The organism is Dictyobacter formicarum, from assembly GCF_016587435.1.
Genome location: NZ_BNJJ01000009.1, coordinates 181,458 through 200,896, shown reverse-complemented (window position 1 = coordinate 200,896; position 19,439 = coordinate 181,458). Strand labels below are relative to the sequence as shown.

The 19,439-nt window shown below is 50.7% G+C and carries 19 protein-coding genes; 6 read left to right on the top strand and 13 right to left on the bottom strand.

Going from position 1 to position 19,439, the window contains the following annotated elements; genetic code table 11:
- Positions 1 to 68 precede the first annotated feature (68 nt).
- The 5 genes from curA to JMI88_RS17245 form a co-directional block, all read right to left on the bottom strand.
- Positions 69 to 1,073 (bottom strand): NADPH-dependent curcumin/dihydrocurcumin reductase, encoded by a 1,005-nt coding sequence (gene curA / locus JMI88_RS17265; RefSeq protein WP_201363176.1) that lies wholly within the window; start codon positions 1,071 to 1,073, stop codon positions 69 to 71.
- A gap of 278 nt (positions 1,074 to 1,351) precedes the next feature.
- Positions 1,352 to 1,978: a class I SAM-dependent methyltransferase gene (locus tag JMI88_RS17260; protein ID WP_201363311.1), complete on the bottom strand. Its 627-nt coding sequence runs from the start codon at positions 1,976 to 1,978 to the stop codon at positions 1,352 to 1,354.
- A gap of 43 nt (positions 1,979 to 2,021) precedes the next feature.
- Positions 2,022 to 2,600, bottom strand: a complete 579-nt coding sequence (locus tag JMI88_RS17255) for a transposase (protein WP_201363175.1) — start codon at positions 2,598 to 2,600, stop codon at positions 2,022 to 2,024.
- A gap of 17 nt (positions 2,601 to 2,617) precedes the next feature.
- Complete coding sequence (locus JMI88_RS17250; RefSeq protein ID WP_236022944.1) at positions 2,618 to 3,154, bottom strand: helix-turn-helix domain-containing protein; 537 nt, start codon at positions 3,152 to 3,154, stop codon at positions 2,618 to 2,620.
- Between the two features lie 123 nt (positions 3,155 to 3,277).
- The gene (locus tag JMI88_RS17245) at positions 3,278 to 4,711 is read right to left on the bottom strand and encodes an IS701 family transposase (protein ID WP_201362887.1); all 1,434 of its coding nucleotides are present in this window, start codon (positions 4,709 to 4,711) and stop codon (positions 3,278 to 3,280) included.
- Positions 4,712 to 4,814: 103 nt separating this feature from the next.
- On the opposite strand from JMI88_RS17245, the gene JMI88_RS17240 reads away from it, so the two are divergent.
- A complete protein-coding gene (locus JMI88_RS17240; protein WP_201363174.1) occupies positions 4,815 to 5,774 on the top strand; it encodes an IS630 family transposase in 960 nt (319 codons plus the stop codon).
- A gap of 110 nt (positions 5,775 to 5,884) precedes the next feature.
- On the opposite strand, the gene JMI88_RS17235 is transcribed toward JMI88_RS17240, so the two are convergent.
- From JMI88_RS17235 to JMI88_RS17210, 6 genes are all read right to left on the bottom strand, one after another.
- Entirely contained in the window at positions 5,885 to 6,655 is a 771-nt protein-coding gene (locus JMI88_RS17235; protein WP_201363173.1) for an enoyl-ACP reductase FabI, read from the bottom strand.
- Positions 6,656 to 6,834: 179 nt separating this feature from the next.
- Positions 6,835 to 7,188 (bottom strand): rhodanese-like domain-containing protein, encoded by a 354-nt coding sequence (locus tag JMI88_RS17230; RefSeq protein ID WP_201363172.1) that lies wholly within the window; start codon positions 7,186 to 7,188, stop codon positions 6,835 to 6,837.
- On the bottom strand, positions 7,178 to 7,435 hold the full coding sequence (locus JMI88_RS17225) for a hypothetical protein (protein WP_201363171.1): 258 nt from the start codon (positions 7,433 to 7,435) through the stop codon (positions 7,178 to 7,180). The genes JMI88_RS17230 and JMI88_RS17225 overlap by 11 nt, the downstream gene beginning before the upstream one ends.
- A gap of 321 nt (positions 7,436 to 7,756) precedes the next feature.
- Entirely contained in the window at positions 7,757 to 8,620 is an 864-nt protein-coding gene (locus JMI88_RS17220; protein ID WP_201363170.1) for an alpha/beta fold hydrolase, read from the bottom strand.
- Positions 8,621 to 8,809: 189 nt separating this feature from the next.
- Complete coding sequence (locus JMI88_RS17215; RefSeq protein WP_201363169.1) at positions 8,810 to 9,307, bottom strand: nucleoside deaminase; 498 nt, start codon at positions 9,305 to 9,307, stop codon at positions 8,810 to 8,812.
- A 381-nt stretch (positions 9,308 to 9,688) separates the two neighbouring features.
- Complete coding sequence (locus JMI88_RS17210; protein ID WP_201363168.1) at positions 9,689 to 10,327, bottom strand: class I SAM-dependent methyltransferase; 639 nt, start codon at positions 10,325 to 10,327, stop codon at positions 9,689 to 9,691.
- A 264-nt stretch (positions 10,328 to 10,591) separates the two neighbouring features.
- Here JMI88_RS17210 and JMI88_RS17205 point away from each other — a divergent pair, with 264 nt between their 5' ends.
- Positions 10,592 to 11,320, top strand: a complete 729-nt coding sequence (locus JMI88_RS17205) for a hypothetical protein (protein WP_201363167.1) — start codon at positions 10,592 to 10,594, stop codon at positions 11,318 to 11,320.
- 14 nt (positions 11,321 to 11,334) lie between these two features.
- The gene (locus tag JMI88_RS17200) at positions 11,335 to 12,450 is read left to right on the top strand and encodes an aminotransferase class I/II-fold pyridoxal phosphate-dependent enzyme (RefSeq protein ID WP_201363166.1); all 1,116 of its coding nucleotides are present in this window, start codon (positions 11,335 to 11,337) and stop codon (positions 12,448 to 12,450) included.
- Positions 12,451 to 12,506: 56 nt separating this feature from the next.
- Here JMI88_RS17200 and JMI88_RS17195 read toward each other — a convergent pair whose 3' ends face one another.
- Positions 12,507 to 13,658: an outer membrane protein assembly factor BamB family protein gene (locus tag JMI88_RS17195; RefSeq protein WP_201363165.1), complete on the bottom strand. Its 1,152-nt coding sequence runs from the start codon at positions 13,656 to 13,658 to the stop codon at positions 12,507 to 12,509.
- A gap of 150 nt (positions 13,659 to 13,808) precedes the next feature.
- The gene (locus tag JMI88_RS17190; protein WP_201363164.1) at positions 13,809 to 14,558 is read right to left on the bottom strand and encodes an SDR family NAD(P)-dependent oxidoreductase; all 750 of its coding nucleotides are present in this window, start codon (positions 14,556 to 14,558) and stop codon (positions 13,809 to 13,811) included.
- 245 nt (positions 14,559 to 14,803) lie between these two features.
- On the opposite strand from JMI88_RS17190, the gene JMI88_RS17185 reads away from it, so the two are divergent.
- The 3 genes from JMI88_RS17185 to JMI88_RS17175 all read left to right on the top strand — a co-directional run bounded on the left by JMI88_RS17185 (position 14,804) and on the right by JMI88_RS17175 (position 19,362).
- Positions 14,804 to 16,270 (top strand): pyridoxal phosphate-dependent aminotransferase, encoded by a 1,467-nt coding sequence (locus JMI88_RS17185; RefSeq protein WP_201363163.1) that lies wholly within the window; start codon positions 14,804 to 14,806, stop codon positions 16,268 to 16,270.
- Between the two features lie 780 nt (positions 16,271 to 17,050).
- Positions 17,051 to 18,064, top strand: coding sequence for a type I glyceraldehyde-3-phosphate dehydrogenase (gene gap / locus JMI88_RS17180; RefSeq protein ID WP_201363162.1), 1,014 nt, complete (start codon positions 17,051 to 17,053; stop codon positions 18,062 to 18,064).
- A 104-nt stretch (positions 18,065 to 18,168) separates the two neighbouring features.
- The gene (locus JMI88_RS17175; RefSeq protein WP_201363161.1) at positions 18,169 to 19,362 is read left to right on the top strand and encodes a phosphoglycerate kinase; all 1,194 of its coding nucleotides are present in this window, start codon (positions 18,169 to 18,171) and stop codon (positions 19,360 to 19,362) included.
- Positions 19,363 to 19,439 lie beyond the last annotated feature (77 nt).

Below are 19,439 nucleotides of genomic sequence, written 5' to 3'. Positions count from 1 at the left end.
AAGCAGGCCTGGTAGACATTCCTACTGGACCTGCATTTTCTTTATTTATTCTCTGCAAGGGCTGATTGCTATGCCAGCTTAACCAGCTGCTTACCCAGGTTCTCGCCCTTCAGCATCCCAATGAAAGCCTTGGGAGCATTATCCAGACCTTCTGCCACGGTTTCGCGGTATTTCAATTTGCCACTGGCAACCAGTTGTCCTAGTTCCTGGAATGCCTGCGGGAAAAGGTCAGCATGCTCACCAACGATAAAACCTTGTAGCTTTACGCGATTGATCAGAAAGGCGCCAAAGTTGCGCACTGGATGCGGGTTGGTCTCGTTATACTGAGAAACCAAACCACACAATGGAATGCGTGCATGGGCATTCAGTCTATCAAGTACGGCCTCCAGAATTTCGCCGCCAACGTTCTCGAAATACACATCAATACCATTCGGTGTCGCAGCCGTCAGATCCTCAACCAGATGTCCGGCTTTATAATCAACGCAGGCATCAAAACCTAGCTCGTTGACTACATAGTCACATTTTGTTTTGCCACCAGCAATGCCGACCACATAACAACCATGGGCCTTAGCTAGCTGACCAACCACACTGCCTACCGCACCTGAAGCCGCCGACACTACTACTGTTTCACCAGCTTTTGGCTGACCAATGCTTATCAGACCTACCCAGGCGGTCAGTCCTGGCATACCCAGCACACCCAGATAGGCTGAGGCGGGAATCTGCTCGGTGACGTTAATTTTACCCAAACCTTTGCTATCAGAAATGCCATACGTCTGCCAGCCAAAGTAACCCAGCACCATATCATCAACCTGAAAATCAGGATTTTTCGACTCGACTACAACTCCCACGGTTCCGCCAACCATTACCTCATTGAGATTCGTGCTCGCTGCGTAAGATTTACCTTCATTCATGCGTCCGCGCATATAAGGATCGAGCGACAGGTATAAATTCTTTACCAGCACCTCACCATCCTTTAAGGCAGGCACATCTGTCTCCACAATACTAAAATCGCTCTCCTGTACCCACCCATGGGGACGGTTAGCGAGTAAAACTTGCTTATTCTTAATTGCCATTCTAAGTAATTTCCTTTCCAGGTTCACTATTGTTAGCGACATATGGGTACATACTATTAATACGTTTCTTATTTCATGTCTGTACTCGCAGTTGGAACAAAGCCTCTTATTTATCTGGCGCAGTTCTCTGCCTACAGTCTTAAAGACGCCAAAAAGCCTGCTCCCAGATATAGCTGCGTGCAACGTTTCACGTGAAACATAAAGCGTTATATTCCAGACAGAAGAGCACCCTGGTGGAGAACCGATTTCTCCACCAGGGTGCTCTTCTAGTAAAAGGTTTATGCTCTGGTGCGCAATATCATGGACTGAAAATGCCAGTACTGGCCCTGCATTGGAATGGCTTTAAAAGATACCAGGTCAAAATATGGAGCGGTCGCCTGGCGCATAAAATCGTCGGTATGATGAGAGAAGAAACGTGGAGGTTGATGCTGGTCATCCTTATGTATGCCTTCTTCCTCAAAGCCACCATAGACTCCCAGGAAAAAAAGCCCACCAGGACGTAGCAGGTCGCGCAACTTTTGCAGGACCGCTGGCAGTTCTGCGGTTGGAACATGGAGCAAACAATTCAGAGCATAGATAGCATCAAAAGGCTTCTCTGGAAAATTCAGCCCCAGGAAGTCCATCACGTGGGCATCCAGATCTTTCTCGTGACAAAGGTCAACCATATCTGGGGAAAGATCTGTGCAGACGACCTGCAGACCCTGCTCTTGAAAAAAGAGGCTGTCAACACCAGTACCTGCCCCAATTTCTAACAATGTGTTCTTACCTTCTTGATGTAGAAGATCAAGGAAGTGCTGGCGCTCTGTGACTTTCCATGGTTCTTTCACCATTTGATTGCGCTGTTCTGCCTTCTCGCGATTGTATGACTGGCGCAGGGTTTCAATGACTTGCTGGTAAGTATCCATAACTGTGACGCTCAACTTTCTCTTTTACCTAGTGCTGTGTTCCTTAAATCCTGTAACAAAAGAGACAGCGACGATGTCGAGGCGACTTGGGTGGCCGCCCCCAGACCCAGGGCTTGGCACGAGCATTCAGTTGTGCCGTAGCCACGCTCCTGGCCTGGTCGATCTCGGTCGGATTGGCAAAACTCTGTCCAGCCAGCGCATCACGGCGAAAGAGCCTCCACCAGCCCTCTTGCAGATTGAGCCAGCAAGCTCTTTTGGGAATGAAGATCTGGTGGATGCGGGGATGTTCTGCGAGCCAAGCATTGGTTTCGGCGCTCAGGTGACTGGTCAGGTTATCCGTGATCACGAACAGATCTCCTTTCGGATTGTCAACCTCGATATCGTTCAGCAGAGCAATGTAGCCTTTGGAATTGCGCGAAGCGGCACACCGGGTCAGTTCCTTGCCATCGCGCACGCGTAAGGCTCCATAGATCCAGGTCTTCTCAAGCCCTCGACTGTACTCCAGAGGTGCTTTTATCCGGTGCCCATCCGCTGACCATCCTGGCGCTGGGGGAAAGCTCCGGGGCAGAACGGGCCCTAATTCATCGGTACAGATGGTCGTCGAGCCGTCGGGGGGCGCCATGTAGTGGCTGACGACTGCTATCCTTTTGGGACAAAGTTTTTGTCATCACTGCTCCCCCAACTATGGGTACGGCGCCAGCGTACCCCTTCACGCCGGCAAATACGGCGGATCTGGCTGCGTTTGACCTGGATTCCTGCCTCTTTGGCTGCTTGCGCCAGGGCATCCAGACTCCACTGAGCCGCCCCCTGCTCATCGCGCACGTCTAGGCTGCCATCAGAAAGTCGCTCCAATTTACCAGGTGGGGTAGACCGAGCCAGGGCAAGGATCCGACTGTCGTCTTCCGTCGTCAAGCGGCGGGGGCGGCCAGCTTTGGGGCGATCCCCCAACCCTTCAATTCCTTCTGCATCGAAGCGGTGCAGTCTCCGGCGAACGGTCTGTGGGCTACAGTCCAACTCCTTGGCGATTGTCTCTACCCGCGCACTATCCCAACTGCGGGCCACGATCTTCGCATGAAAAATCCAGTCGGCTGGACCATGCCGACTCGCGGCCATTTTGCGGACCCATCGCTCTTCCTTCTCATCATGAGCCGCTCGCGCTCGCAAGATTTTTGCCATCTCTTTGTTCCTTTCCTTGATCGCCCCCTTTCTGATTCTATCACGACTTGAGGAACAGAGCACTAGCGGTACTTTGTTGACAAGGGTCAGGAAGAGTTGTAGAGAGCGATAGCCTGACCCTGTTCAAGTTGACGAAGAAGGCTCTGGAGAGCAGGAGGAGGGGGCAGTGACGACCAGCCGTTCCAGTAACGCCGCAACATGATCCAGGGTTCCAACCATGCCCGTACCGCTCGCAGTGCCATAGGCCAGGACACCTGCGGCCTCATGCTTGTGCGCTTGCTGATTTTTTTTCCCCATTTGCCCTCGCTCTGGAGGAACATCCCTCTCAGAGGAGAGATCCGGCTCCGCTGGCGTGAGCAGCTGGTCTGCCGGGCTGGGAACGCAGGGGTGGCTGGCGTGATACCAGCAGAACGAGAAGGCACAGCACACCAGTTGCCAATGTCGTTGGATGGCTTGATCGCTGCGCACCTGGTACTGAGACCAGCCGAGGGCGTGTTTGACGTGTTTGTAGCTTTGCTCGACCCACATGCGCAGCCCATACAGGCGGAGCACCTCTTCCAGGCTGGCGGGCGAGAACGGCATCTCCCTTCCCGGGCGTTCAGTTGGGGCGGGCAGATTGGTGACCAGGTACCAGGTGGAGAGGTCGGGGAGCGTCTTGGGATCGGTGCTCGCCACAATGGCACGCTCTTTCTTGTCAGGGCCATAAGGTCCAGAGACAATCTCCACAGCCCACCACTCCTGCGTACTCCCATCGCGAAAGCGTCTGACGATGCGCACCCACTTCCCCGGTTGCTCAGGGCTTACCCAACCGGCCTCCTGCGCCACGTCCTGCAGCGTCCCTGCCACCTCCTCAGGATGGTACCACGCATGGGAGGGTTTAAGCGCCATGACATACGGCACATTCAACTCGCGCAGCCCGCGTTTCAAGCCGCGATCCTCCCCGTAGAAGTTGTCCGCCACCACCGCACGAAAAAGAATGCCCTCCTGCGTGGCTTGCTTTACCTGTTCGAAGGCGATCTTCAGCTTGGTGCGAAACACCGGATCGTTCTTGCCTTTGGCAAAGCAACCCTCCGGCGTGTATGGCTCCACCTCCAACGGGTAATAGACTCGTTCGTCGGCCCACAGGCTGGTCACGGAAACGACCCCATTCTCGATCTTGCCTCTATTTCCCAGATACTGACGCGCCACATGTGCCGTTTTGTCACCGTCCTTCCGATCACCAGTCTCATCGATGACCAACACTCCCTGCGCATTGGGCGCTGTTGCGGGATCTTCGCGCAGCAGCTTGAGCCGCACCCCCTGCACCTGGCGCGCATCCCAATCCGCTTCGGAGAGAAACCATTGCAACTTTTGGGCACGCGGCAACTGCGCTCCGACCAGTGGCTCGGTGTTCACCAACCCGGTCAGCGTCTTGTTGCGCTCCGAGGGCAACAGCAAGCCTTCCAGATACTGCCGAAACCCTTCCCGCTGGTTGCTCTTTCCAAACAGCTCATCAAAGTGTCTGGCGTAGGTTTCCAGTGGCTCGGGCGCCGTCGGGATAGCTCGTCGTTTTGTCATCTCACATGCCTCCTCTCCCCGCATTTTATCACTCTTGGCCCACTGTCAACAAACTACCGCTAGAGCACTGTTCATAAGGGTTGATCTATGATAAACTGGAAGCATGAAAGCGTACTCCCAAGATTTGCGGCAACGTGTGCTGCGAGCGATCGAGCAAGGGAAGAGCCAAGCCGAAGTCGCCGAAACGTTTGCCATTTCCACAGCTACCATCAAGCGATATCTCAGACAACAACGAGAGAGCGGCCATGTCTTGCCCAAATCGATCCCTGGGCGTCCGAGCGTCAAAGGAGCTGCATTGCAGGCTGGTCTGCTCGAGCAGTTGAGAGCCCATCCCGATGCGACCCGAGAACAGCATTGCCAGATGTGGGAAGCTTCCCACGGCACCAAAGTCAGCCCAGCCAGCATCAGTCGAGCCAGAATGGCGTTGGGATGGACGCGAAAAAAAAAGACACTGAGAGCAAGCGAGCAGAAGGAAGCTGAACGCGCCGCTTGGCGCAAGCAATCCGCTCACCTGCCGAGCCAGGACCTGGTCTTTGTCGACGAGACCGGCGCCCACATCGCCATGACTCCTTTGTATGCCTACGCTCCAAGAGGAGCGCGGGCGGTCGGCAAGGTGCCTCGCAATTATGGGGCCATCATAACCACGATCGCCTCGCTGTCGCCCAGCGGCATGGGGCCAGCACTGGTACTGGATGGAGCTGCTGATAGCGCCGCGTTTACGGTCTACGTCGAGCAGCTTCTTGCCCCCAGCTTGCGTCCCGGGCAAATCGTGATCCTGGATAATCTCTCGATTCATCTGGGACCGCGTGTCAAGCAAGCCATTGAAGCTCGCGGCTGTCGTCTCCTGTTTCTGCCTGCCTACTCGCCGGACTTTTCGCCCATCGAAGAGGCCTTCTCCAAGCTCAAGACGTTGTTGCGGCGGGCAGGTGCGCGCAGTAGGGAAGCACTCCAAGAGGCCATTGCAACTGCACTGGACTGCATTACTTCCGCGGATGCGCTCGGTTGGTTCACTCATTGTGGCTATCCGCTTGCTCGCTCGACAGATAAGGTTCAATCGTTATGAACAACGCTCTAGACAACGTTGGGTTAGTGGATATCTTTTATAATCTGTCATCTATCTAAAGCATAAAAAAGTGGGTATCCATAATGGATACCCACCAGCATTTTTTGCGCTTATGCGCCCATGATGTTGTAGCCGGCATCAACAAACATGATCTCGCCGGTGATGGCACGAGCCAGGTCGCTGCTCAAGAAGAGGGCCGTGTCGCCAACTTCGCTCTGCTCGATGTTGCGGCGCAGAGGTGCGACATGAGCCACCTGCTCACGGAAACCGGTGAGGCCAGAAACGCCACGGGCGGCCAGTGTGTTTAATGGGCCAGCCGAGATGGCGTTCACGCGAATGTTGTGCTCACCCATTTCATAAGCCAGGTAGCGGACACTGCATTCCAGCGCAGCTTTGGCGACGGCCATGACGTTGTACTTTGGCATCACGCGCTCACTGGCCATATAGGTCAGAGCCAGCACGCTCCCGCCGTGTTCTTTCATCAAAGGCTCGGCACGCCTGGCCATCGCTACCAGCGAATAGGCGCTGATATCTAACGCGGTATGGAAACCTTCGCGAGTGGTCTGCAAGAAAGGATTCTCTAATTCATTGGCTGGGGCAAAAGCCACGCAATGGACCAGAATATCAAGGCGACCATTTAGTAATTCTCCAGCTTTGGCAAAAGCGCTGTCCAGGTCGGTATCGCTCTGCACATCACAGGGGATAACCTCGGTGCCCGGAATCTTGGCGGCCAGGTCACGAACATACTTTTCCATGCGCTCTTGATATGTTAATACGAGTTGAGCACCTTCACGTGCCAGGGCCTGTGCGATCGCCCAGGCAATAGAACGATGATTGGCAACACCAAAAATAAGAGCCTTTTTACCTTCTAATAAGGGCATATTTGTTTCTCCTCTCAAAATACACTGGTTGCTTAAATGTAACTATGCACCATTACGGCCATATTTTCAAGAAACAAGAAAACGGCCTCCTCCAGTGAGGAGACCAGCAATGCAGTAACCATTTCTCCTTGATATAACCGATGTGATTTAGCACTACGTCAAATCCTGTATCGGTGCGCTTAGCGCTCCATTGGATAGCCGCGATTGGCCCAGCCATTCATGCCACGCGCCAGATTATAGACTTTTTTGAAGCCTAATAATGAGGCGATTTCTGAAGCCATCGCACTGCGCTGACCTGCAGCACACACAAAAATGACTTCTTGATCCAGTGGCAAATTCTGTTCCTGCAGCGCTTTCCCAAAAGAATAAATGCCCTGAATTGGAACTAGCGTCGCCTCGGCGATGTGTCCATAGTTCCATTCATCGGGCATGCGCACATCTACGATACGCACCCCTGAGTCAATCAGGCTTTTCGCCTCGTCCGTGCCTATGGTTGTGTAAGGTACTACTTCATCATCATGATCATATGCCATTGCTCGATTCTCCCGTTTCATATTGCTCTAGCCAGAGACGGCCTAGCAAGGTGGGAACAATCAAATATTCATCACCACTAAAAGCCATGGTAATATATCCTTGATCTTCCATCTCGCGAAAATCGTCAGTTGTGAGGAAATAATTATGTAGCATACGTGAAACGTCGCTCTCTGGCAGTTGCTTCCAACTCATTAATACGCGCATAATGGCAGCATATTTGGGCCTGCTATCATCAACGGCTCGCATATACATACCTCTTTCCATCCTACATATGCTATTCATCTTAACGCCTCACCACAGTGTAACAAATTCGCTAACATACAGCAAGTGGAAACATCGCTATAAAAATTTATAGGAACAGTACATATCTTCTGCTAAACAGAGCTAACCTGCAATCAGCTTCAATCAAAACGTTTCACGTGAAACATCAAACCTCTCATAGGTTCGGGCCTCGCGCCCGATTTCTCCTCGTCCCACGAAAACGTCCCTCTCATAGGTTCGGGCTTCGCGCCCGATGGGTGGCTCTATCATAATGATGCCCCGTCATGCTCATCATCGCAATCAGGATCAGGATTGGCAAAAGAATGTTTTCAGGTCTTGAGCTATGCGTTCCGGCCCTGCCTGGCCGGGCCGACCTTGATTTGGTGCGCTATGGTCGAATTCTGAATACTCGATCCACCTGGCATGTGGCAATGTATGAGTGAGAGAATCAAGGATATCACGCAAAAACGTCGGACTTTTCGCCCCACCTAATAAAAGAACATCTTTATTCAGATGAGCGAAGGTTTCTAGCCTTCCATCCATCTCTTTCACCAGCAGCCCATCAAAACGCTGCGTAGGAATGAGTGCTTCCAAAGAAACGTCATCAGGTAAAAGCGTCTTTTTTTCTTTCTTAAGATACCAGTTCAAAAGTGGAAGTAGCAGCCAGCGCGGCAAATGGGTAAGGTGATCCGCTTTAAGAAAAGTAATCATTGCGGCAGCCGGTTTTCCTTCAGCGATCTCGCGATCAAACCGGGGTATCCATGCAGTAGAGATCGAGCCGTTCGTAGAGAGCGGCGGCTCATATATGGCTATCTTATGCACGGCTGGCAGGGTCAATGCTGCCTGCAAAGCGACCAGCGCGCTGGAGCTATGACCAAACACAAAGTGCGCGCCCGTTTTGGCCAGAAGAGTATCGACATCCTCACATTCTCTCGCCATACTATAGCGGTCGCCATGAGGTCCACTGAGTCCACGCCCTCGCCGATCTATCACATACACAGTAAAGTCGTTCGCGAGCGCCGCCGCCAACCGCATACAGTGTTGTGAAGCCTGCGTCCCAGCAGGCAAAATAAGAACACCAGGACCGCCACCGACCTGCCGATACCCGATCGTCGTGCCATCCACCGATGTGGTAGAACCAGTCGTGTATGGTATGTGTATACTGCTCAATGCTACATCCCTTTCATCTCTATTGCTGCCATGCTCCCCCATATTCTAGCAGATTTCCTCCTTTATTGAACAAAAACTTTCCTGAATTTGCATGGGCAAGCGCTAATAGCTGGATCGAATGTTTCACGTGAAACGTTATGTATCTGAAATACCGTAACCTCTCCTCAAAGGAGTGTGAAAACGTTGGGCCTATGCGCTTACCTTTGTCCAACGTGCTTTCTGTAATTTGGGGTCAACGATCCACTGCTGCATGAGTTCATCGACGCGATTGGCAATGTCGGGCTCGGGTGTTGCGGTCATCTGAAGAGGAGCCAATAATGCTGGATAAACCCCGCCATGATACAGGGTGTGCAGCGCACCATAATCGGGATCATTTGCAGCCCAGACCACGCGGGCAATATTCGCCAAAAGAAGAGCGCCAGTGCACATTAAACATGGCTCCAACGTTGTGTACAACGTACATTGCCCTCGAAAGGACGGTCCCATAAGCGTTCCTCCCGCATGCCGAAGCGCATCTACTTCCGCGTGAGCGGTATAATCACCAGCGCTATAGACTCGGTTATGTCCTCTACTGAGGATGGTCCCATCTGGACCGACAATCAGCGCACCAATAGGATAGGTTCCTTCCCGAGCGGCTTGCTCTGCCTCTTCCAGAGCGATTTCCAGGTAGAATCGGTCAATTTTCATGAAGCTCTCCTTGCTATAATTATTGTCTATAAACGCTTAACATGCCATCATTATACGAACGGAGGCGAGTGGCCTACAAAAAATGGTACATTCCCACTTCCATTTGGCTCAAACATTGGCCTTGGACGTTTCACGTGAAACGTTTTGCTAAGGATGCTATGCGAAAATCGGCCGCGGAAGGCTGAATCTACAAATCGCTTCTTTTGTGCTTATACTGATAGAACGGCGGCACTGCACGCCGTTTCAAGCCTACTTCACGGCCTCACTAAAAATATTGAGCCAGAACTTCTAACAATAGAGCCAAATGTTTCACGTGAAACGTTATGTCTCAAAATTCTATATTGATCATCAACCAGAGAATTTGAGGCATGACGTCCCTGATTACGTCGTTCTCCTGATAACCGCAATATGTGTCTGGCACATCGGCTCCTGCTCAAAATGGCTCGATCTGACCATCTCTATTGGCAGGTCCCATTGCCCAATCTTCTCATCGATTCTTTTCTCAGGGACACCTGTGTGCCCGCCGCGATATTCCGCAACCAGCAGGCGTCCTCCAGGCTGCACATAACGCTCCAACAGTCGATGGACAAAAGCTTCCTGCAATTCATCGGGTACATAGTCAAGGAGGGTGTTAACAAAATCAAATTTTCTGGGAGGAGACCATTCCCAGGCATTGCCCAGAAAGATATGGTCAGCATACTGTGGTAGCCGCGCTTGCGCCAGCGCGACCAGTTTCTCAGAAAAATCAAGTCCATAGGGATCAATCAGCAAGCCGCGTTCGTGTGTCCAGCGTAGGATACACTCCAGTAAATAGCCGTTGGCGCATCCAACATCCAGAAAGATGCTAGAACTGGTAATACAGTCGGCAATGGGTCTGCGCAACGTTTCCCAATAATCAACGCTGCGCGGAGTACGCAGCCCGACACCAGATTGCTGCCAGGGATGCGTTCCAGCGAGATAAGCCGTTTCAAGGAGCACTTTGTTGGCTTCAAACCAACTCTCCAGCTCTTTGTCGTCCATGTTTTCTTTCCAATCAAATAAGATAAATTCTCTCAATGCCTCTATTCATGTGAGCAAAATGGAAATAGAAACCACCCTTATACCAATCGGAAATAAGTAAGTCGGACGTTTCACGTGAAACATTGCATCTCAATATCCTATGGCCAATCGCCCACAATAGAATGAGACGTTTCACGTGAAACGTTATGTATCGGCATAATCGTTGAAAGAAATGTTAATATAGTTACCAGCGATAACTTATAAAGGATAGAGCTAAGAAACATAATGAATACAAATTATCTCCAGTTAGCGGTAAACAACAATGCCATCTGGTGTGATATTGTCTGCCGCTCACACAATGTTCCGGGAGATTTTTACGAGGACTTCTGGATAACTAAACAGCAAGCACCCACCTACTATCCCAACCTGGTAACACTTTCGCCAGCCACAAATCTCAATCTTGACCTGGATCCTCTAGCAGCATTTCTCACCGAGAAGAAGGATTACGCCATCTCCGTGAAGGATAGCTTTGCGGACCTGGATCTCGTACCTTTCGGATTTCGTTTGCTCTTTGAAGCGCAGTGGATTTTGCGGCCTGCATCAGCAGCCATTCCTCGCCAGGGGCCTGCTACACTCCAGTGGAAAAAAATCGTTGAGGAGAATGATCTTCTCTGCTGGGAGGAGACATGGTCTCAAACGGAGCTATCTCATAATCATATTTTTCTGGCTCCTCTTTTGCATGACACGGACGTTTGCATTGTGGCGGCTTACAACGATGATCAGATTGTGGCCGGTGCGATTGGTAATAGGACGACGGGCGTCGTTGGCATCTCCAATATTTTTACACCAGAACAGGGTGCAGAAAAATATTGGGAAGGCTTGCTCAATATGATCGCTATCTGCTATCCTGGACTGCCTATTGTTGGATATGAACAGGGTGATAGTCTTGCGCTGGCAACACGCGTTGGTTTTACGACGCTCGGGCCATTGCGTATCTGGCTAAAAGAAGAATGAGGGTATTAAGAATAATGCACATTCCTGATTTTAAATTAGAGCGCTATTTCGCTCAGTGGGAATTTGTCGCTCCTTATATGCTGTCCAGTTCTGATGTCGATGGCTATCAGATGGATGAGTTGCTGGCGCTGGCAGATCCCGAGTGTCGCGAGCTGTGGCAAAATTTGTCGTTAGGATATACTGAAAGCGCTGGTCATCCATTGTTGCGACAGCAAATTGCTCGTCTCTATCAACAGGTACCAGCTGAAAATGTTTTGACTTTTTCTGGTGGCGAGGAAGCAATTTTTGCGCTGACCAATGTGCTGCTGCAGAGAAATGATCATGCGATTGTGACCTGGCCTGGTTATCAATCCCTCTATAGTATAGCCCAGGCTGTTGGGGCCAATGTCACGCTGCTGGAACTACAAGAAGAGCAGGGATGGAAACTGGATCCGGATGCTCTACACAAAGCGCTGCGTCCCAACACTCGTCTCATTGTAATCAATTTTCCTCATAATCCTACCGGCGCGCATCTGGATCGGCAGACGCTTGATGAGGTGATGGCTATTGCGCACGAGGCTAATGCCTATCTGTTTTCGGATGAATCGTATCGTTTCCTTGAATACCAACTCGAACAAAGCTTGCCCGGCGCTGCCGATCTCTCAGACAAAGCCATCTCTCTGGGCGTAATGTCGAAATCTTTTGCACTGGCCGGATTGCGCATTGGCTGGCTGGCAACGCGAGATACGGCTCTCCTGCAACGTGTGGCAGCCTTTAAAGATTATCTATCGATCTGCAATAGTGCTCCCAGCGAGATCCTGGCCCTGATCGCTTTGCGCGCTCACTCCCAGATCATTGCTCGCAGCCTGGATATCATCCAGTCGAACCAGCTCCTGCTGGATCGTTTCTTTAGCCAGTGGTCGGGTATCTTTTCCTGGCAACCTCCACAGGCTGGTAGTATCGCCTTTCCTCGTCTTCGTACCAGCCAGCCCATCGCCGAGTTTGCCCAGCAGTTAGTACAACAGGAAGGCGTCATGCTCCTACCCGGAACAGTCTATGATCATCCCGGCAATAATTTTCGCATTGGCCTTGGACGCAAAAATATGCCAGAGGCCCTGCTCAAACTGGAGCATTTCCTTAAACAGCACTAGCTTCAATTTTATGAAACCGCGCTAGAAAACGGTGAAGCTACGTCACCTTGCACAGGCTATTTTCCTTCATCAGGAATCACGATCAAGGTAGAACCGAAACCTTCTGGCGGTTGGATATCCATGCGTGCTGTGTCCAACGCGAGATCTAATTGCCAGAGGGTCGTGCCATCGTGGGCATTGAATACGTAGAGGTGATTCGCATCCGCTCGATTCACATATATGTTGCCGCGTTTCACGTGAAACATCGATGGAGCGATGGCCAAATTACGATACCAGGCTAAAGAACCATGCGCACAGTTTAAAGATAACAGGGCACCCCTTGCTCGACCCAACCGCTGCTCGGTCCATATATCTTGCTGGTAACCACTGCCTGAGCAGAGATAGAGTTGGCCGTTTTCGATACATGGACGAAGCCCGCTGGTATGGCCAACAAAATGCTCCCAGCGTATCTTTCCATCGCAAGCATTCAGCGCGTAAATAGTGGTTCCCCCATAGCAAATGATCAGATCTCCCGCATGCATTGGCGCTTCAAAGATAGCATCCGGCAGCAATTCCGACTGCCAGAGCCGCTTACCGGTCTCAGTTGCGAAAGCATAGATATAGCTACCCTCAGGATCCAGATCAGCTGTAGCAAATAGCATCGTGTTGGATAGTGTGTGGGCAAAAAAGATTTGTGGCGCGGGAATAGTAGTCATCCAGTGTTGCTGGCAACGCTGGATGTCGACGGCAAAAAGTTGATTCTGGTTAGTATAGTACAGGATATCGCGTGCAATCGTGAGGTCGATAGTACCCAGGTGGTTTTCGTTTAAAGGCAGTGTATCGCATCTCCATAAAATAGCACCGCTGGTTTTATCCAGAGCATAGATGTCGCCCATACTGGATAGCACATACAAGATACCATCCACCAGCGTCATCGCTACCAATTCGTTGATTTGCATGCCCGCATGAAACATATATGGCGCGACGTGTGTAGACCAGAGCAGATTGCCAGTGCTGGTTTGAAAGGCGTAAACGATACTTTCAGCTTGCACCGAATACGTATAGACTATGCCAACATCTACGATCAGAGAGGAACCTAAACCGGCGATCTCCCGTCTCCAGTGAACTCTTCTCTTTGCTAAGCCTACTTTATAAATGAAGGATTTCCAGGCTACATATATCCCTTCATCCGATAAGCTGGTGCTTCTGGTTCGTAGGTTTTTTATCAAGTCCGGCTACCTGCATCAGAATTTTACCACCCACGCTACATAAAACGTTTCTTATTTTCCAGCCTGTTACAAGTGAAGGTATCGGTGAACAACACTCTAAGCGTCTCTTAGGGCAGCCCTGGCTACACTATCATCGGAACCTCTATCGCGCTAGCGCATAATTTCTCCTCCGTTAACCAACAGAACCTGGCCGGTTATAAATGAGGAGGCCGGCGAGGCCAGAAAGAGTGCCGTTTGTAGGATATCGTCGGGCGTTCCCCAACGCTTCATTGGAATGTCCTGCACCGCCTGCTGGCGCGTTGCCTCGGGCAGCGTCTGCGACCATTCGTTCTCAATACGTCCAGGTGCGATACAATTGACCCGTACATGGGGAGCGAATTCAGCAGCCAGGCAGCGCGTCAAAGACATGATAGCGCCTTTGCTAATCGCGTACATTTGATTGGGCAAACCGGGGGCCCCATCCAGCGCGCGATCCCAGCCCGTTGTAATAATGGAGCCGCCTTCGCGCATATATGGCTGTGCTTCCCGACAACAGCGCCAGGTTCCCATGATGTCGACCCCAACCATGCGCTCAAATATTTCTATCTCGCTCATGCCTCTGGTTTCTGAACTGTTGGCGCTGGCGCCGGCATTATTGATCCAGACATCAATGGGGCCCAGTAATTGCTGGGCGTTTTGTACTAGCTGGGCGACCTCCGCTGGCTGGCGTAAATCCGCCTGGCACAGAAAAGCTTTTCCGCCCATTTCTTCAATCTGCCGGACTACTTCTTCGGCACCTTGCTTCGAATGAGAGTAATGCACCAGTATAGTGCCCCCCTGCTCTGCGAATCCTAGCGCCAGGCGCTTTCCGATGCTGCGACCCGCTCCCGTAATGACCACGGTTTTATTCTGAAATAACATCTGCACTCCTTACAATATTTTTTTGTTTCCAGCTCCTGAGTTAGTTACTCTATACATATCGTCTACAGTTATACCACTTGCCTGGTGTCATCGGTAGCTCGTCTGCAAAATAGATCTTTTCGCGGCCCGGTATAGGTGTTACACTAGTAGCGTCAAGCCGGTCAGTGTCGATTGGCAACCTTCACGTGAGATGTTTGCACTATGTGGAGTGCAAGGCTGCACATATGAAAGGAGTACCACCGTCCGTGAGCCAATATACCTCTTTTTTAGATTCTTCGGATTCTTCAACACCATCCAATTTGTCGGACGATGAGCAGCGTACGCTTCTACGCCAGTTACGGAGCGAGATTATAGAGCGCCACCGTCCGCATATTCAAGAAGGTGCGGGACCTATTCGCGTTATGGCTCGTATTGTTGCTGAGCTAGAACAGGCTTGCCACCAGCATAATATAGCAGATCACATCATTCGTGCCGAGGTGGTTAATCGCACGATTGGGGATATCGATTTACGCCAGGCTGTAGAATGCGAGGGAGAAGCTGGCGGTCCATACGATTATCGCATCCTTGCCGATGAGTTAGGAATTGCTTTGCCCGGGGAGCAATTGTATCATTATACGGCCACCGGTGAGACTTATTATTGGCTGCGGGAGCAGATGCTTGAGTGCGAACGTCTCTTGCTCAGTCAGGGATTTGATCCTCGCGTCTACGATATCTATGGTATCGGTAATCCGGTCTTGCGTGATTGGCTGGCTCAAGAGATGGGACGCTGGGGCATCCAGGTTACTCATCAGAATGTTCACCTTAGCCTGGGCGCAATGGATGGTATCGATAATGTTTTGCGTGGCGTGGCCCATATCTATCGTACCCAGCAGGTAGAACAGGTGGGCATCTTGTTTCCTGAACCTGGCTTTGGTGTACCTGAATGGCAGGCCCTTAGTTATGGCTATCATATTCATCGCTTTAAAACTTCCGCTGAACATCGCTTTAAACTGACTGGCCCTCAGCTGGACCAGATTCTTGCCGATAATCCTGATATCCGTGTGCTTTATCTGACAATTACAAATAATCCTACTGCGTTCGCGTATTCACCAACCGAGTTAGAAGAGTTACACGCGGTACTAAGCAATTATCGTGCCAAGGGTAGAGAGGTCCTGATGCTGGCTGATCTAGCGTATATTGGTACAGGTAAGCCTGAAGAGGATCAGGCGCGCATGGCCACTTTTATCAAGCCAGAGGTACTGCAGCATACGATCTTTGTTAGTAGTTTTTCTAAAACCCATACGCTGACCGGCGAACGTTTTGGCTGGGTTACCTGCGGCGATCCTAATGTCGCGGCCGGTATCGCTGTCAGTTGGAGCAATGGACTGGCCGCTTTGCCAGGTGAATGGCAGTTGCGCTTTATGGCCTATTATCGCCTCTTGCAAACTCGCCCATGGCTGGGCGAAAAGCTGCGCCGCTTCTATCGTTTGCGACGTACACAATTAATCGCACAGCTAGAAGAGATTAACGAAAAGTTTCAGCTTTTCCAGCAGATTTACATAGATGATGATGCGACGGTCTATAATTGGAGCAAGCTCAATGAAGGAATAGATGCCTTCGCACTCTTTGAAAAGACTGGTATTGCTGGAGTTCCTGGATCAGGTTTTGGCTATGATGACGAGTATATTCGCTTCTCGATCGGTGTCATCCCTATCATTCCTGGTAATCTTTAATACATAACCCTGTAAACGCCGCTCGTAAAATTACTGTAACGGCTTTCGCAAAGTCTCTTGTCTGTACACACAATCAGGAAAATCCCTTATCTTTAGCTAGCCATAGATAAGGGGTTTTCCCGTTGCAATTAGCAGCATCAGGTCTATTTCTATACAGAAATATGACTTTAATGATAATCAGCCTGGTGTCCGCTCGCTTTATATGTTGTCAAACAAAGATCTCCCGGTTCCTTACCATCAACACAATTTTGAGAGCTTGTGTCCGCTGATGTACACATATTAAAGGTTTAAAAATGTTTTTTATAACTATACGAGCGTAAGCCTGTCTCTCATTATTCCTCTATAGTTACTTTACACACAACGACGGAAACACTACTATTCTTCTTGCCTATTAAACTCTCCACTTAGACATATTGCCAGTTTCGTTTGCAAGTGATAACCTTACACATAAGGAAATGAAGGTAACGACATCCAATTTGGGTGGATCCCCCAGGTGAAATGGAAATGTGTCGATAAACCATCATTACAGTATTTCAATGCCGAAATGCAAAAACCTTTATCTCTACATAGTTTGGCAGGTAGATAGTTTCTACATAAACGAAGCGTGACCTTTTCGTGATACGTGAGCGTGTTTCAGAGATGCAACCGTAGCGCGTTGACGGCAAACTATGGGTAAGACAATAGCATGAGATGAAGAAGATCACTCAGGGGCAAGTTACAAACCTGCTCGTGGGCAAATTGCACAACAAGGATACAACACATAATTAAGGAGAAAAAGCTATGCCAACCCGTATAGGTATCAATGGCTTCGGACGCATTGGACGTCAGTCCCTCAAAGCAATCCTTGAAAACCACTCTAGCGAAATAGAGGTTGTCGCAGTTAACGATCTCACCGATACACATACTAATGCCCATCTGTTAAAATATGATTCCACTTACGGTCATTTCCCTGGCGAAGTTGAAGCAACTGATGATACTCTGATTGTGAACGGGTATTCCATTAAAGTCATTGCTCAAAGAGACCCTTCACAGATTCCCTGGGGCGACCTGGGTGTTGAGCTTGTGATTGAGTCTACCGGCCTCTTTACTGATGCGTCTAAGGCTTCTGCTCACTTAGAGGGTGGCGCGAAAAAGGTCATTATCTCTGCCCCTGCTAAAGGCGAGGATCTTACAGTCGTTCTTGGTGTGAATGAGAATGTGTATGATCCTGCTAAGCACAATGTTATTTCAAATGCTTCCTGCACGACGAACTGTCTGGCTCCAGCTGCCAAGGTTCTCAATGATAAGTTTGGTATTGAGCGTGGTATGATGAATACCATTCACTCTTATACCAATGATCAGCGTATCCTTGATCAGGTGCATAAAGATCTGCGCCGCGCCCGTGCCGCCGGTAGCAACATTATCCCTACTACGACTGGTGCCGCTCGTGCCCTGGCTCTGGTTATTCCTGAGCTGAAAGGTCGCTTCGATGGCATGTCTCTCCGTGTGCCAACCGTAACGGTGTCGGTGGTCGATTTTGTTGCCACTCTCCGTGAGGAAACTTCGGTGGAAGCTGTCAATAATGCTTTCAAAGAGGCTGCCGCTGGTTCGTTGAAGGGTATTCTCGGCTATACCGAGGAGCCACTGGTCTCAACTGATTTCCGTGGCGATGCTCGTTCGTCTATTGTCGATGGTCTTTCTACAATGATCCTGGGTGGCAATATGATTAAAGTTCTGGCCTGGTACGACAATGAGTGGGGTTATTCTAACCGCGTTGCTGACCTGGCTGCTTTTATTGCCTCAAAGGGATTCTAGTTCCGCAGTTTCTGATGGCGTATGTTATATCGTTATGGTGTAACTGCGCCATTTTATATGCCAGGCTCATCAGTGTGAGCCTGGACCAGTCATAGGACAAAGCGATGAACAAAAAGACTGTTCGAGATATCGATGTGGCCGGAAAGCGCGTTCTGGTTCGTGTCGATTTCAATGTTCCCCTTGATGCTTCTCAACATATTACCGATGATACGCGCATCGTTGCCGCTCTGCCTACCATCAAATATCTGCTCGATAATGGCGCCTCCGTCATTTTGATGTCACATCTGGGCCGCCCTAAGGGTCAGGTGGTCGATACTATGCGCCTGACGCCTGTGGCCGCCCGTCTGTCAACTTTGCTGCAACAACCGGTTGCCACGAGCAGCGATGCCATTGGTTTGGAGGCCGAAGAAAAAGCCCAGGCTTTGAAGCCCGGGCAGGTGCTGTTACTGGAAAATTTGCGCTTCCACAAGGAAGAGGAGAAGAACGATCCTGAATTTGCTCGCCAGCTAGCTTCGCTTGGCGATATCTACGTCAATGATGCTTTCGGTACTGCCCATCGCGCGCATGCCTCGACGGAGGGCGTGACCCACTACCTTCCGGGGGTCTCTGGCTTCCTGGTTGAAAAGGAGATCAATTTCCTGGGTAGCGCGCTGGAAAATCCGCGCCGTCCGTTTGCTGCCATTGTTGGTGGCGCCAAAGTTTCTGATAAGATCGCAGTGCTGGAGCGCCTGATTACTATGGCGGACAGTATCCTGATCGGTGGTGGTATGGCGAATACCTTTTTGAAGGCTCAGGGCTTTGAGGTCGGGGATTCGCTGTTTGAGGAGGCTAAAGTAGATGAGGCTAAGTCGTTGATCGCTCAGGCCCAGCAGCTTGGAAAGAAATTTATTCTGCCTCCAGATGTGGTGATCGCCGATCGTTTTGCCGCCGATGCTGAACATAAGGTTGTGCCGGCACAGCAGGTGCCACAGGGATGGCGCATTCTGGATATCGGACCGGCTACTATTGAAACATTCCGCCAGGCTCTGGCTGAGTCTCAAACCATTGTATGGAATGGTACCCTGGGAGTAGCTGAAATGCCTGCCTTTGCGAAGGGTACGAATGCGGTGATCGAGATCCTGGTTGAACGCTCCCAGCAGGGTGCGACGACCATTATTGGAGGCGGCGATTCGGCGGCTGCAGTGGAGCAGGCCGGGGCGGCCAGCAAAATGACGCATGTCTCGACTGGTGGCGGTGCTTCGCTTGAATTCATGGAGGGCCGTGTGCTTCCTGGTGTGGCCGCTCTGCAAGATGCTTGAGCGCAAAAATGATACAATTGTAGATATCCATGCTGATTATTCGCGTAAACTAAGTGGGGCGACCAGCCGGTCGCCCC

What these genes read in the sequence shown, in the direction of transcription:
- JMI88_RS17190 (WP_201363164.1), bottom strand. Translation starts at nt 14,558, where the DNA reads ATGTTATTTCAGAATAAAACCGTGGTCATTACGGGAGCGGGTCGCAGC.
- JMI88_RS17240 (WP_201363174.1), top strand. Translation starts at nt 4,815, where the DNA reads ATGAAAGCGTACTCCCAAGATTTGCGGCAACGTGTGCTGCGAGCGATC.
- JMI88_RS17260 (WP_201363311.1), bottom strand. Translation starts at nt 1,978, where the DNA reads ATGGATACTTACCAGCAAGTCATTGAAACCCTGCGCCAGTCATACAAT.
- JMI88_RS17210 (WP_201363168.1), bottom strand. Translation starts at nt 10,327, where the DNA reads ATGGACGACAAAGAGCTGGAGAGTTGGTTTGAAGCCAACAAAGTGCTC.
- gap (WP_201363162.1), top strand. Translation starts at nt 17,051, where the DNA reads ATGCCAACCCGTATAGGTATCAATGGCTTCGGACGCATTGGACGTCAG.
- JMI88_RS17175 (WP_201363161.1), top strand. Translation starts at nt 18,169, where the DNA reads ATGAACAAAAAGACTGTTCGAGATATCGATGTGGCCGGAAAGCGCGTT.
- JMI88_RS17230 (WP_201363172.1), bottom strand. Translation starts at nt 7,188, where the DNA reads ATGGCATATGATCATGATGATGAAGTAGTACCTTACACAACCATAGGC.
- JMI88_RS17205 (WP_201363167.1), top strand. Translation starts at nt 10,592, where the DNA reads ATGAATACAAATTATCTCCAGTTAGCGGTAAACAACAATGCCATCTGG.
- JMI88_RS17200 (WP_201363166.1), top strand. Translation starts at nt 11,335, where the DNA reads ATGCACATTCCTGATTTTAAATTAGAGCGCTATTTCGCTCAGTGGGAA.
- JMI88_RS17245 (WP_201362887.1), bottom strand. Translation starts at nt 4,711, where the DNA reads ATGACAAAACGACGAGCTATCCCGACGGCGCCCGAGCCACTGGAAACC.
- JMI88_RS17215 (WP_201363169.1), bottom strand. Translation starts at nt 9,307, where the DNA reads ATGAAAATTGACCGATTCTACCTGGAAATCGCTCTGGAAGAGGCAGAG.
- JMI88_RS17235 (WP_201363173.1), bottom strand. Translation starts at nt 6,655, where the DNA reads ATGCCCTTATTAGAAGGTAAAAAGGCTCTTATTTTTGGTGTTGCCAAT.
- JMI88_RS17250 (WP_236022944.1), bottom strand. Translation starts at nt 3,154, where the DNA reads ATGGCAAAAATCTTGCGAGCGCGAGCGGCTCATGATGAGAAGGAAGAG.
- JMI88_RS17255 (WP_201363175.1), bottom strand. Translation starts at nt 2,600, where the DNA reads ATGGCGCCCCCCGACGGCTCGACGACCATCTGTACCGATGAATTAGGG.
- JMI88_RS17225 (WP_201363171.1), bottom strand. Translation starts at nt 7,435, where the DNA reads ATGCGAGCCGTTGATGATAGCAGGCCCAAATATGCTGCCATTATGCGC.
- curA (WP_201363176.1), bottom strand. Translation starts at nt 1,073, where the DNA reads ATGGCAATTAAGAATAAGCAAGTTTTACTCGCTAACCGTCCCCATGGG.